This window comes from Sphingobacterium sp. G1-14, assembly GCF_002196555.1.
GTDB classification, from domain to species: domain Bacteria; phylum Bacteroidota; class Bacteroidia; order Sphingobacteriales; family Sphingobacteriaceae; genus Sphingobacterium; species Sphingobacterium siyangense.
The window spans coordinates 5,287,487-5,301,762 of the sequence record NZ_CP021381.1; the positions used below are offsets into that span (position 1 = coordinate 5,287,487).

Sequence of the window (14,276 nt, forward strand, 5' to 3'; positions counted from 1 at the left end):
GAACCCATTCAATAAGAATTGACCGCCATCCTTGCTGAAACAGTACAGATTATGCTAATAATGGATCAGTTGTACACTCAACACCTGTTTCCAATCGCCCTGCGAGCTGAATGACGAAACTGCTGTCTCCCTTGATTCGTACAGCAATATCATACCAATTTCCTTGACTTTCAACATCCAGGATCAATGGAACTTCTTCGGCAGGAGCTATTTCTTTCGTTATGGCATATTTTCCATAGCTAAGGCTCTCGACAACTACCGTTACCCGCTGGTCACTCTTGTTCCTGAGTCTCAGCTGCAATTTCCCTGTCGCTGCCTGAGTTAGCGCTTTCAGTTCCGGAGAAACGGTAGCCTCTAGTGCTGCTGTTCCTTTTTGTCCAGAAAATTTTCGATAAAAACCATTTGGACCGTGCAATTCAAACGCATAGCGATCTCCTTCAAATCGTGCCAGGTCCCACTGATATGCCAAACGATCACCGGCCTTCACCGCAAAATTCCAATTACGGTAAGTTTCACTTTGCCCCTGTTCATCACGATATTCCAACGGACTATAAACGTTGAAGGCTGTACCTGCGGTCCTTTTTCCGAAAAACTTGCTGTCTACAGTCATCGTTAGATGAAACACGCCGTCTTTCACAAAGCCCACCGCATCATGCGCATAAGGCAATGGCAAAGATTTACGAATCCCCCGCTCCTGTATTCGGTCAAATCCCGGAATCCATCCGTTTTTAGTCGCGAGATCAGGATCTTTGACCTCAACAAAGCCTCGCGGATCATCTTTGAACTGCGCATTGTATATCGTTTCGATATACTGATTCCTATCAAGAAAAGGGAGTTGTTCCTTTTGCTGAGTAAAAGGTGTAAAAGCGGTTGTCAAATCACCACAGATTGTTCTACGCCATGCACTGATGTTTTCCAAATGCATATTCTTGTTCAGCTTTTTGTTAAAGAAAGATTCCAAAAATTGCAAAGTAGACGTATGATCAAATACCTGAGAGCAGACCTTACCACCTCGTGACCAAGGCGACGCAATATACATGGGAACACGAAAACCTAGGCCCACAGCCCCTTCGCGTGCCTGTTTTTTAGGAATCCCCTGTTTTAGCTCATTTTCTAAACGAACCATCTCCACCTCCGTATCGATCCCAGGAGAACATGCCCCTGTATCTTTCTTCTTTAAATCAGGTACAAGGAAAGGTTTAACATGATCATAGTAACCATCGTTTTCATCATAGGTAATGATAAAAATAGTTTTTTTCCAAACCTCAGGGTTCTTTGTTAAGATATCTAAAACTTCAGATACATACCAAGCTCCATACCAGGGCGCACTCGGGTGGTCCGAGAAATTCTGTGGGCCGGCCAACCAGGATACCTCAGGCAATTTACCAGTATCAACGTCTTTGCGAAATTGATAAAGAATATCGCCTTTTGGGACTTCCAGCGCAGCTTTTTTCCCCTGTGCCTTAAAATGTAACGTATCAAGCGACCTGTAATTGTTGTCCCCTTTGTTTACCGTAAACGCCCGCTCATTTAATGATTTCGTAAAATCACTTAGCTTTTTATAATTGTTTGGATTGAATTCCTTTAGTTCGGTCTCCGCTCGCTCAAGTGCCTCACTTTTTTTGCGAATATCAGCGCGTATCTTTTCGGCTTGTTCTTCGGAAGAAGGAGACTTCTCTTCCAACTTGGAAATCTGCATGGGCAAATCCCGAACCTGTGTTTCTAGGCTTTTGATATAGTTCTCCTTAAATTTAACTTGATAAGCCTGAAAAAACTCCAGCAGATTACACCCAAAATTGGATAGCCATGCCCTTTCCTGTCCGGAAAACCCGCCGCCACAGCTTGTCTCATTTTGATAAAAACGCCAGTTAATGCCATTCTTTTCAAGCAATTCCGGAAAAGTTTCCCAGGTCATTTTACCATAGCCAAAGTCATCATTCCGAATATTCGCTTTTTGCAGACCATCTTTCATCTCTGTAATCTTACCCGTCCAGAAAAAGGAACGGTTAGGCGTAGTGCTGGTCATACCCGAGCAAAAATTCTGATCACATACTGTAAAAGCATCCGCTAAGGCGTAATGAAAAGGCAAATCTTCGCGTGTAAAATACCCCAATGTTAAGGGCATAGCCGCATATTGTTTATTCCCTGATTGCTTCGATAACAGCCAATGATCGTAACGACCTTGGTTAAAGGCATCCACCTGGCTTGCACGACTATGTGGAAGAGAACCCATCCAGGTCACTTTACTTTCCTTCAGGTTTAATCGGAAAGGAGCATACGTTTTTCCCTCTTTATCCGTTTGATACCATACGGGTAAACCGTTCGGTAAACGTATCGAACGTGGATCATTGAAACCCCGAACTCCCGAAAGACTACCTAGCGTATGATCAAAGGATCGGTTCTCCTGCATCAGGATGACGATATGTTCGGCATCTAAAAAACTACTTCCTGGGTCAGGGTCTATGGCAAAGGCTTTCTGGATCGATGCGGGCATGAAGCTGGCAATACCTGCTGCTCCTGAAAATAGTAGGGTCTTTCGTAAGAATTCTCTTCTGGTTTCCATAACACTTATTTATAATTTCGATTTGAATCTACTTAGATTTCTTTTTGTTTCATATTTCTTCGTGTAAATCTTATGTTACCAAATTAAGTACGAAGAAAACATCTCTTTGATTGGATGACAAAAATTTGTTTATTTTTACGAAAAGACAACAGATATAAATATGGTGGACATTTTGCTGCTCGAAGACGACAAGGTACTCTCTAAAGAGATCCGATCTTTTCTATTAAGCCAGGGCTTTACCTGTGATCAAGCCTTTGATGGAATCGATTTTTTGGCCAAAACACACCAGAAGAAATATGGTTTTTATCTATTGGACATCAATGTCCCCAAAATCAATGGATTGGAAATCTGTAAAAAGATAAGAAGCCATGACGCCTTTACACCAATTATTATTCTCTCGGCATACGATGATATAGATGATAAAAAGGAGGCATTTCTACGGGCTGCTGATGACTATTTGGTTAAACCTTTCGTCTTAGATGAATTGCTGATGCGCATCTATTCCCTATTGCGTCGGCAACAACATAGCGAAAGCAATGAAACAAAAACACTGGTAGTCGATGATCTGATCATTTATCCTGATGAGGCCCGTGTATTACGTGCAAATGAAGAAATTAATCTTACTCAAAAGGAATTTCAGCTGCTGCTTATCTTAGCACAGGCAAAGGGCCGCCCCCTGTCCAAGCAACATATATCGGAGGAAGTATGGCAAAATCAATTTCAGACAACACAGAATACAATTGAAGTTTATATCAACTTTTTGCGTAAGAAGATTGATAAAAACTTTGAGAATAAACTGATCCATACAAGACCTGGCTTTGGTTATTACCTATCGGCAGAAAAATGAATTTAAAGAAGAAAATAGCGATTAGCTTTAGCATTGCATTCTCCGTCCTTTTCGGTATGGCGATGTTGATTATCTACTATGCTAGTTTCGATTTTCGGAAAGATCAATTTCGCCAGCGACTGATTGATAAATTGGACAATATTTCCCATTATATCGCCAGTAACCCCTATTTCAACCGCCAGTCTTACAAAAACTATTTTCACGATGACGAAGATGGCCTTTTCTATGAAGATGTTATCATCCTTGACAAAAACAAACAGCTCGTCTTCAGTACCGTAAAGGATCAGACCATTACCTGGAATGCTTCGATTGTCAATCGGCTAAATCAGGAAAAACAGATCTTCTACTATCAGGACCAATATGAAACACTGGCCAAATATTATCGCATCAACGGTTTACCTTATTATATTATCGTAAAAGCACAGGATTACTCCGGAAATGAAAAAATGGACCATCTAGCGCTCGTCCTAACGATATTATTTGTCCTGAGCGCTGTTCTGGTCTGGATATTTAGTTATAACCTCATCCAGCGCCTATTGATCCCACTCGATAAATTAAAAGATAATATTACGCAGATTAATGCTAGTAAACTTACCAAACCCGTCGAGTATACCGGTCATACCGATGAGATTGCTGTACTAACCCGAGCATTTAATACCATGCTGCTGCGACTTTCGGCTGCTTTCGAATCGCAGAAAGAATTTAATTCCAGCGCCTCCCACGAGCTGCGAACACCGCTTGCCCGAATGTCCTTTCAGCTGGAGAACCTTTATCATCAAAATCAGCTGAGTGAAGACGTAAAGCAGGTTTTACGTAACATATCCAAGGAAACCTTACATCTTTCGGAGGTAACCGATTCGCTGATGTTACTTTCAAAGTTCGACTCCGAGCGTTTGAAAATGACCTATAAGGAAGAGCGGATCGATGAAATTATCTTTATGGCCTATGAAAAAGTAGCCAAGGTATTCCCCGACCTGCAACTGGATTTTTCAATTGGTGGGATCGAAGATCCAAAACTTAGTATTTTCTGTTCCGCACAATTGATTGAAATTGCTTTTGTGAATTTATTTAAAAATGCCGCGCTCTACTCCGATACCAGGGAGGTAAAAGTGATGATTCTAGAATCAACCTTCGAACTCAAGGTACTTGTCAGCAATACTGGCCCGGCTTTAAGTACAATCGACCAAAAGCGGATTTTTGATGCGTTCAGCCGCGGTGAAAATGCAAATGAAACAACAGGATCAGGCTTAGGGCTACGTATCGTTCAGCGTATCATGCAATCGCATCAAGCAACAATAGCATATCAGGCAGATCTAAAACAATCTACGCATACTTTTGTATTATTATTTAAATTGTTTCCTAACCGCGAAGTATAGTTACCTGATTTAGACAGACTATGTCAAGTCTCTTAGCAACAAGAACATATATTTACTATACCCATTAATACCTATCCACCCATCTGACAAACATGCTTTTTTAAGCTTTTTTTAAGCATTTATTAAGGGGTCTTTAATCTTAGACCAGTTATTTTGTTACATAAGATTTGAAACATATGACAAAGACACCCCTTATATTTTTATTGCTTTTCAATAGCATGACTTTTGCTCAACAAAAACCACCACAAGCTGTTTATACGAGCATTCATGAAAGTACATTTGGGACTAAGCAAAGTGAGATCTTGGGACAACAGATGACCCTGCAGGAATGCGAAGAAGCCTTTATCAAAAGTAACCTCTCCTTGCTCGCGCAACAATATGACATCAGCCAAGCAGAGGCTGACGTTATACAGGCCAAAATATGGGATCTACCACAGTTGCAGCTGTCTGCCAATGCCTATGACCCACAGAACAAACAAACATTTCATATTGGTCAATCCAAGGAAGCAAGCGTATCCCAATTGATTTATCTCGGTGGAAAAAAGAAGAATGAAGTGGAATTTGCCAAATCAAATGTTGAACTTGCTAAGTTGCAGTTCAGTCAATTACTGGCGAGCCTTCGCGCGCAACTGCGTACAACCTTCTATTCTCTTTACTTTGAGCAACATAAGTTGGCAGATATTAAAATTCAGTTGGATTACCTAAATAATCTGCTTGCAGCTTATAAAGAGCAAGGAAAAAAGGGGAACGTTTCTTTGAAAGATCAAGTTCGTCTTCAAACAATGGCCATCGATCTCAACAACGAAAAAACGACAGCGATCAATAATAGCATCAATCTACAGCAGCAATTACGTGTGCTTATTTCCAGTCAGGAAGATGTATTACCGAAGTTAACAGATCGAGAAGCAGATCAGGAACTTGCCGTAAAACCAACAATGCCTTTGGACAAAATCTATCAATTGGCCTTGGAAAACAATGCCGATTATCAATTTGCCTTAAAGACTGCTGAAAGCTCACAGTTATTTACAAAATGGCAACAGTCTTTAAATACACCTGATATTAACCTTGGCCTTTCCTACAGCCAGAACGGGGGGGTATTCCACAATGAAGTCAATGTTACAGCCGCCATTCCGATCCCGTTGTGGAAACAAAATAAAGGAAATGTTATCAAAGCGAAATACGCCGAAGAAGAGGCAAAGAAAAATATTGAAGTCCAACGGCAGCTATTGGAGTCACAGATCCGTTCCAACTATCAGTCATGGGAAAATCAATATAATCAATATTTTACCATTACTTCAGACGACCTTCACAACATCGCTGTGGTCTATGATGGCATATTCAATAATTTTAAAAAAGGGAATATTTCTTTAGTTGAGTTCACTGATTTTATGGACAGCTATCGCATATCTATTCTTAAGTTATACGATATGAAAAAGGAAATTATTCTCAACGCCGAACAATTAAACTACCTGGCTCAAACTTCTCTATTCAATTCAACTCATGTCAACTAAAAAATTTCTTATAGCCACTGTGGCAATAGTGCTACTTTACTCTTGCCAAAATCATAAAGAAACAGATAATGCAACCATTGTCAAAGGTTTCGAAATTAGTGAGACGATGCTTAAATCGACAAGTTTTGCTACGGTAAAAAAAGAAAATGTGACCGAAGAACTCAACTTTTTTGGAAAGATATCGGCCGATCAAAACAATTACATCGATATTTTCCCACTCGTTGGAGGGAATGTTGTCTCCGTGAATGTTTCTTTGGGTGATTATGTCCATAAAGGTCAGGTATTGGCAACAATCAGAAGTACGGAAGTCGCTGGTATACAAAAGGATCTTTCGGATGCCAAAACCGATGTATTACTCGCCGAGAAAAACTACCGTGTAGCTGAAGATATGTATAACGGAAAATTGAGCACAGATAAAGACATGCTGGAGGCAAAAGGACAATTAACCAAAGCCAAAGAGCAGCTACGCCGTTCAGAGGCTGTCAGTCAGATTTACAATGTCCGTACAGGCAATATTTATTCGGTCGTATCTCCAATCGATGGTTACATCGTCCAAAAGAACATCAATAAGGACATGCAGTTGCGTAGTGACCGCAGCGACAACATCTTTGATGTGGCCAATACAAAAGATGTATGGGCAATTCTTAATGTCAACGAAACGGATATCGACAAGATTAGTATGGGTATGCCCGCTATGGTGTCTACCCTGAGCTACCCGGACAAAAAATTCCAGGGCAGTATCGATAAAATCTTTAAGATCATCGATCCGCAGACGAATTCAATGCAGGCACGGGTGGTGCTAGACAATAAGGATGGTTTACTTATTCCGGATAGTAAAGCGACCATTAAAGTATTGCATCGCTCCAATACGGAAGCACTCGCAGTTCCTTCTGATGCGGTTATTTTCGATCAAAACAAATATTTCGTATTAATCTATAAATCCCAAAATGATATTAAGATTCGCGAAATACTGCCGATCAAACAAAACGAAGGAACAACCTATATGGCTACGGGACTACAGGAAGGTGAAAAAGTTGTTGTCAACAATAAACTTTTGATCTATAGAGCACTGAATAATTAATCCGTCTTAGCATTTACACGAATGAACAAATTCATTAAAAATATCATTGCCTTTTCCATTAAAAATAAAGCATTTACCTTTATTTGGGTCGGTATTTTGGCTATTGCTGGTTTCATTAGCTTTAAAAGCATGCCTATTGAGGCATTTCCTGATGTAACCAATACACAAATAACCATCATTACCCAATGGAATGGAAGAAGTGCCGAGGAAGTCGAACGTTTTGTAACGACACCAATCGAACTAGGCATGAGTCCAGTTCAAAAGAGAACAAGTATACGGAGCACCACCATGTTTGGCCTCTCCATTGTTAAAATCATCTTTGATGATGGTGTTGACGACACTTTTGCCCGCAACCAGGTCAACAACCTCATGCGATCTGTAAGCTTGCCCGACAATGTCGACCCTGAAGTACAGCCCCCTTATGGCCCTACAGGAGAGATATTCCGTTATACATTACATAGCGATCAACGTAATTCACGCGACCTCCTTACTTTGCAGACCTGGGTCATTGACCGCGCTTTACGCGGTGTTCCAGGTGTAGCAGATATCAACGTTTTTGGCGGACAGGATTTGGTTTACGAAATCAGTACTGACCCTATCAAACTAGACAAATTTAATCTGACCCCTTTGCAGGTATTTGATGCTGTCAGCAAAAGTAACCTGAATGTCGGTGGAGATGTCATCGAAAAAAGTGGCCAGTCCTACGTCGTACGCGGTATTGGTTTGGTCAACTCAATCAATGATATCGAAAACATCACTGTAATCAACCAAAAAGGAAATCCTGTCTTTGTTAAAAATGTAGCCGAAGTAAGAGAAAGCGCGATGCCCCGCGTGGGCCAAGCCGGTTTTGGTAAAAATGATGATGTGGTAGCAGGAACCATCGTAATGCGGAAAGGCGAAAATCCAAGAGAGGTTTTAACTGCTGTAAAAGCGAAAATAGACGAGCTTAACAACAAAATCCTTCCCAAGGATGTCAAAATGCAAACCTTCTATGACCGTGACAATCTCATGGATTTCACGACCCATACCGTTATGCATAACTTAATTGAGGGTATTGTGCTCGTCACCTTAATGGTATTGCTTTTTATGGCAGATTGGCGCACTACGGTCATCGTTTCCATTATCATACCGCTCGCATTACTTTTTGCCTTTCTATGCCTTAAACTAGCAGGCATGAGTGCCAACTTGCTTTCTCTAGGCGCTGTAGACTTTGGTATTATCATCGACGGTGCAGTCGTCATGGTTGAAGGGATATTTGTCATGTTGGACCACCAAGCCCATAAGCTGGGCATGGAGAAATTCAACAAAATGGCCAAAGCAGGTTGGATCAAACAGACAGGAACAGGCTTGGGGAAAGCAATCTTTTTCTCCAAGCTGATTATCATCACCTCATTGATGCCCATATTCTCCTTCCAAAAAGTAGAAGGAAAAATGTTCTCTCCACTGGCCTTTACCCTGGGTTTTGCTTTACTGGGTGCATTACTGTTTACCTTGACACTCGTTCCCGCTTTATCGCATATTCTGCTCAATAAAAATGTGAAAGAAAGACACAATCCATTTGTTGAATTCTGGAATAGAATTGTCGCCAAGGGTTTTGGATTTACATTCCGAAACAAGCGTCTGAGTATGATCGTTGCGATTACTTTACTAGCTGCAGTCTTATTTTCTGCAAAATTTTTAGGAACAGAATTTTTACCGACATTAAATGAAGGGTCTCTTTGGGTTACTGCCGAGATGCCTATGAGCACTTCTTTACGTGAATCGGTTAAAACAACCAAACTGTTAAAGAGTACTTTGGAAACCTTTCCTGAAGTCACCGGCGTACTGTCGCAAACAGGACGGAGCAACGATGGTACCGACCCCAATGGCTTTGGCTTTGTTCAGTTTGCTGTGGCCCTAAAACCTAAAGAGGAATGGACCCGTAAAATCACCATGGATCAGCTGATCGAAGAGATGGACCATAAACTCAAACAATTTCAGGGTATTACCTATAACTATTCACAGCCTATTTCGGATAATGTTGCCGAAGCAGTTGCTGGTTTCAAAGCCGAAAACGGCATCAAGATCTTTGGCGATAACCTCGCAACCTTAGACCGCCTGGCGAAAGAAGTTTATGCACAGGTCAAAGGTATTCAAGGCATTAAAGAACCTGGTATTATTCTCAATATTGGTCAGCCCGAAGTGAGTGTGGTATTGGACCGGACCCGTATGGCAGCTTTCAACGTTCTACCGGCAGATGCACAGGCGGTACTCGAAATGGCCTTCGGCGGAAAGACCGCTTCCATTTTGTACGATGGTGAACGCAAATTTAACATTCGCCTACGCTATGCACCCGAATATCGGAAAACAGAAAAAGATATTGCACAGCTGATGGTTCCATGTGGTGATGGTACATTAATCCCTTTGAAAAGTATCGCGACCATTGAAAAAGATAATGGTGCTGCTTTTATCTATCGCGACAACATCAAACGCTATATCGGCATCAAATTTTCCATCCGCGACCGTGACTTAGGAAGCACCATTGCTGAAGCACAACAAAAAGTAAGTAAAATTAAGCTTCCGGAAGGATATTCCATTGGCTGGACTGGACAATTTGAAAATCAGCAGCGTGCTACACACCGTTTAGCACAGGTGGTACCAATCAGTTTGATCGTCATCTTCTTCCTATTGTTTATTCTATTCGGGAATATCAAGGATTCGCTGCTCGTATTGGCCAACGTTCCTTTTGCACTTATCGGTGGAATTATTGCCTTACACGTTACAGGTATGAATTTTGGAATTTCGGCTGGAGTAGGTATGATTGCATTATTCGGGATATGTATCCAGAATGGAGTTATCCTGATCTCGGAATTCCATCAGAACAAGAAGGAAGGTCTACCCAATGACCAATCAATTTATAAAGGTGTAAAATCGCGAACACGACCTGTGGTCATGACAGCTCTAATGGCTTCCATCGGATTATTGCCGGCTGCATTATCGACCGGTATAGGTTCGGAATCACAAAAACCTTTGGCGATCGTCATCATTGGCGGACTAATCTCAGCGACGATATTAACGTTGTTGGTATTTCCAATCATCTACGATATCTTCAACAGAAAAGAAAAGGTACAACAAACAATCGCTGAATAATGTTGTCCATATTTTATATACGATATACTTAGACCATTAAAAGGTCATCGATACTGCCCCACGCTGAGAAGCGGCAGGGCAGTATCATTTTTTTGATGATACTTTTGATGTAACATTTGTATCTATTCCGGCTTAAAAATTTCAAAAACAATAAAAAGCCCTTAAGTTTACAACAAATTACCTTCCATTAAGCGGAAGCTGCTTTTTGGATCACACAAACAAACAAATATTTATGACTATTCTCACCTTTACAATCATCCTTCTCCTGGGTGCTTTTGTAGCAGGACTCTTAGGATCTCTGACAGGCTTAGGCGGAGGGGTCGTTGTCATCCCTTTATTGACTCTGCTGTTTCATGTCGACATCCGTTATGCCATTGGAGCTGCCTTGCTGGCTTCCATAGCGACTTCATCCGGTGCAGCTACAGCCTACGTCAAGGAAGGCATCACCAACATCCGGCTCGGGATGTTTCTTGAAATTGCAACTACCATTGGAGCAGTGATCGGCGCTGTTATTGCCATTTATATGCCTACGAATACCATTGCAATCATCTTTGGTGTTGTACTTATCTTCTCTGCGGCTATGACGGTACGTAAGAAAAACGAACACGCACTTTCCGGCGGTTCGGTCCTGGCAGAAAAATTGAAGCTGAACAGTACCTATCCTGCTGATGGCAAATTAATTCCATACAAACTTACCAACATAGCCGGAGGCTTCTCTTTGATGGGGGTTGCAGGAATACTTTCTGGATTATTGGGCATTGGTTCCGGTTCCCTTAAAGTACTAGCAATGGACAGCATGATGAAAATTCCATTTAAAGTCAGTACCACAACAAGCAACTTTATGATCGGTGTCACCGCAGCGGCTTCTGCAGTGGTCTATTTACAAAGAGGCTATATGGATCCAGGTATTGCTTTTCCAGTTATCCTAGGCGTATTATGCGGCGCCATTACCGGATCCAAGCTCTTAAAACGCATGAATCCGAAGACTTTACGCATTATTTTCGCCGTCGCCATTACATTGGTGGCCTTGGAAATGATCTTCAACGGATTCCAGCATAAATTCTAAAAACGGTAGTTTACACGATTTAGAATTTTAGGTTTGTAACGTCCTTCCGCTAGACGATGAAGGACATAACTACTCAAAATGAAACAAGTATTTTCGAAACACTATTGGGGAGACAAGGACATCTCACTTTTGGTAGGGCAAATTTTACGTATTGGCGTTATACTCGCCTCCTCTATTCTTATCCTTGGCGGTATCTTCTACCTCATTGTTCATGGACAGGATACCGTACCGAATTACAGAGATTTTGTCGGTGAGGGGAATTCCAACACAACAATTACCGGAATTATTACCGGGGCCTTTAGCCGAAATATTCCACAGGTTATACAGTTAGGTGTACTTCTATTGATTTGCACCCCTATTGTACGCGTGATCGGCTCGTTATTTGGGTTTGTCATCGAGAAGGACAGGCTTTACATTATTATCACATTGATTGTATTAACAGTCATTATAGGCAGTATACTCAGCGGAATCAAGGGATAATAAGGCTTTATCTCTTGATTCGCCGCCAGGCCGATTTTTCCAGTGCGTATTCAAAATTTTTACGTTCAGGTTCGTTCACATAGCTGACCATCTTTTCAGCCACTTTAATTGCGCCCAAGCGCTCAACTGCTGTCTGAGAACGATAATTTTCAGCCCCCACATGCAGGTAAATTCGATCCACAAAATTGAAGGCAAAATCAAACATCATCTCTTTGACCAATGGATTGATGCCTGCACCCCAATATGCACGGGCATAAAACGTATACCCAACAAAAATCGATTTTTCCGCCTCATCAAGGCCATAATACCGCGTACTACCGATGCAGGCACCACTTTCCTTATCCAAGATCAGATAAGCAGACTTACTTGCTAAGGCGCCTTCAAAAAATTGGCGAAAAACATCTTCCTTCCAGCGGTCCTTATTGGGATGCTGTTCCCAGATCAAGGGATCTCTGGCAACTTGATATAGCGTATCAAAATCCGCTGGTTCTATGATTCGTAATACAACCTTATCGTTTTCCAGAGTATTGGGTGCAACAAACTTCATGAGATATATTTATAGTTTTAGCAATCAAATTATTTTAAATCCTACAGAAGATACCAATTATTGATGAAACTATTTGAATTACGGCAATATCCAGTCAAATATTACACCAAAATGTTGATTTCATCACTGTTTTGATCAAATTGAATAAAAGCAATAGCCAGCAACTGAATTATTTTAACTTAGGATTGACAGGAATCAAACAGCTTGTTAAATTAGCATTGCAAAATTTCGTATTTTACAGCCAAATGGAACAATTCAAGGAATTTGTAAAACAACGCATTGATGTCACTGAGGAAGAACTGAATGACATCGTTTCACGTTATCAGGTAAGGAAAATAAAGAAAAAAGAATACTTTCTCCGGGCCGGAGAGGTGTGCCACCATGAAGCATACGTGATCAGCGGTTTATTTAAATCATTCTATGTCACCGCGGATGGGATCGAACACATTCTACAGTTTGCAATTGAAGATTGGTGGATCGGCGATATTGCCAGCTTTAATTATCAGGAGCCAGCGCTTCAAAATATCCAAGCTTTGGAAAACGCTGTGGTACTTACACTGTCAAAAAAAAATAAAGACAAACTTTACGAAGATCATCCAATCTTTGAGAAACTCTCCAGGATAATGGCCCAACGTGCCCAAATAGCATCGCAGCACCGTATTATCTCGAGCATAGGTTTTACAGCACAAGAGCGGTATCTGGATTTCATCAAAAGGTATCCTAAAATCTATCCGCGGATCTCCAATATGCAATTAGCATCCTATCTTGGCGTCACGCAAGAGTTTTTAAGCCGTCTAAAAAGACAAATATTAAAGCCGAATCGAAATTCTTGACCTACATCAATTTTTTCGTTGTTAGTTTATCCCACCTTTGCAGAAGCTTGTTCAAACAAACATTTTGAACTTTTGAAGGTTAGATAAATAAAAAGAAAACACATGAATAAATTTTTCCAAATTTTGGCTGTAGCAGTATTAATGGTTAATGTTGCTGTAGCACAAGTAAAATGGTCTGCAGACCCTGCGCATACAAATGCAAGATTCGATGTAAAACACCTTGGAATCAGCTTTGTTGATGGTGAATTCACAAAGGTAGAAGGTACAGTTGAAACTGCAACAGGAACAGGCTTTAACAATGCTAAAGTTAATTTTTCTATCGACGTCAACAGCATCGATACACGTATAGCTGCCCGTGACAATCATTTGAAGACCGATGATTTCTTTGCTGCGGAAAAATTCCCTAAAATGACATTAAAGTCTATCAGTTTTAAAAATGCGAAAGTAAAAGGAAAATATATTATGATAGCAGATTTGACTATTCGTGATGTAACGAAAAAAGTAACTTTCGATGTGACTCAAAATGGCGGAATCATTACGGATCCTTGGGGAAAAACACGTGCTGGATTTACAGCTAAAACAAAAATTAACCGTCAGGATTTCGGCATGAAATACAATGATAAATTACCTTCAGGTGTAGAAGCGGTTGCTTCTGATGTCGACATCATTGTCAACACCGAATTGGTGTTGAACTAATTGAAAATAATAAATCACACTAACATTAAGGGGTGTCCAAACAGATTGGACACCCCTTTTTATGCAATTTTATACCGAGCTCTGGCTACAGCAATCAGCTATGGAATGCTCAAATCAAGGGCTTTGACCTGACGTAATTGAGCAACT

The 14,276-nt window shown here is 40.9% G+C and carries 11 protein-coding genes; 9 read left to right on the forward strand and 2 right to left on the reverse strand.

What is annotated here, in order from left to right; genetic code table 11:
* Positions 1-49: 49 nt before the first annotated feature.
* Positions 50-2,563 (reverse strand): phosphocholine-specific phospholipase C, encoded by a 2,514-nt coding sequence (locus CBM24_RS22840; protein WP_088162858.1) that lies wholly within the window; start codon positions 2,561-2,563, stop codon positions 50-52.
* Positions 2,564-2,723: 160 nt separating this feature from the next.
* Between CBM24_RS22840 and CBM24_RS22845 the strand changes: the two genes are divergently transcribed.
* The 7 genes from CBM24_RS22845 (at position 2,724) to CBM24_RS22875 (ending at position 12,053) form a co-directional block, all read left to right on the forward strand.
* Positions 2,724-3,410 carry a response regulator transcription factor gene (locus CBM24_RS22845; protein ID WP_198385985.1) on the forward strand — a complete coding sequence of 229 codons (687 nt, stop codon included), beginning with the start codon at positions 2,724-2,726 and terminating at the stop codon, positions 3,408-3,410.
* The gene (locus CBM24_RS22850; protein ID WP_088162859.1) at positions 3,407-4,786 is read left to right on the forward strand and encodes a sensor histidine kinase; all 1,380 of its coding nucleotides are present in this window, start codon (positions 3,407-3,409) and stop codon (positions 4,784-4,786) included. Before CBM24_RS22845 ends, CBM24_RS22850 begins: the two co-directional genes overlap by 4 nt.
* Before the next feature lie 176 nt (positions 4,787-4,962).
* A complete protein-coding gene (locus CBM24_RS22855) occupies positions 4,963-6,297 on the forward strand; it encodes a TolC family protein (RefSeq protein ID WP_198385986.1) in 1,335 nt (444 codons plus the stop codon).
* The gene (locus tag CBM24_RS22860; protein ID WP_088162860.1) at positions 6,287-7,378 is read left to right on the forward strand and encodes an efflux RND transporter periplasmic adaptor subunit; all 1,092 of its coding nucleotides are present in this window, start codon (positions 6,287-6,289) and stop codon (positions 7,376-7,378) included. Before CBM24_RS22855 ends, CBM24_RS22860 begins: the two co-directional genes overlap by 11 nt.
* A gap of 21 nt (positions 7,379-7,399) precedes the next feature.
* Complete coding sequence (locus CBM24_RS22865) at positions 7,400-10,507, forward strand: efflux RND transporter permease subunit (protein ID WP_088162861.1); 3,108 nt, start codon at positions 7,400-7,402, stop codon at positions 10,505-10,507.
* A gap of 232 nt (positions 10,508-10,739) precedes the next feature.
* On the forward strand, positions 10,740-11,573 hold the full coding sequence (locus CBM24_RS22870) for a sulfite exporter TauE/SafE family protein (RefSeq protein ID WP_088162862.1): 834 nt from the start codon (positions 10,740-10,742) through the stop codon (positions 11,571-11,573).
* 78 nt (positions 11,574-11,651) lie between these two features.
* The gene (locus CBM24_RS22875; RefSeq protein ID WP_088162863.1) at positions 11,652-12,053 is read left to right on the forward strand and encodes a DUF1634 domain-containing protein; all 402 of its coding nucleotides are present in this window, start codon (positions 11,652-11,654) and stop codon (positions 12,051-12,053) included.
* Between the two features lie 7 nt (positions 12,054-12,060).
* Here CBM24_RS22875 and CBM24_RS22880 read toward each other — a convergent pair whose 3' ends face one another.
* Entirely contained in the window at positions 12,061-12,600 is a 540-nt protein-coding gene (locus CBM24_RS22880; RefSeq protein ID WP_088162864.1) for a GNAT family N-acetyltransferase, read from the reverse strand.
* A gap of 140 nt (positions 12,601-12,740) precedes the next feature.
* On the opposite strand from CBM24_RS22880, the gene CBM24_RS22885 reads away from it, so the two are divergent.
* Together CBM24_RS22885 and CBM24_RS22890 are read left to right on the forward strand one after the other, a co-directional pair.
* Complete coding sequence (locus CBM24_RS22885) at positions 12,741-13,433, forward strand: Crp/Fnr family transcriptional regulator (protein WP_157698575.1); 693 nt, start codon at positions 12,741-12,743, stop codon at positions 13,431-13,433.
* Between the two features lie 102 nt (positions 13,434-13,535).
* Positions 13,536-14,129: a YceI family protein gene (locus CBM24_RS22890; RefSeq protein ID WP_088162866.1), complete on the forward strand. Its 594-nt coding sequence runs from the start codon at positions 13,536-13,538 to the stop codon at positions 14,127-14,129.
* Positions 14,130-14,276: the final 147 nt, after the last annotated feature.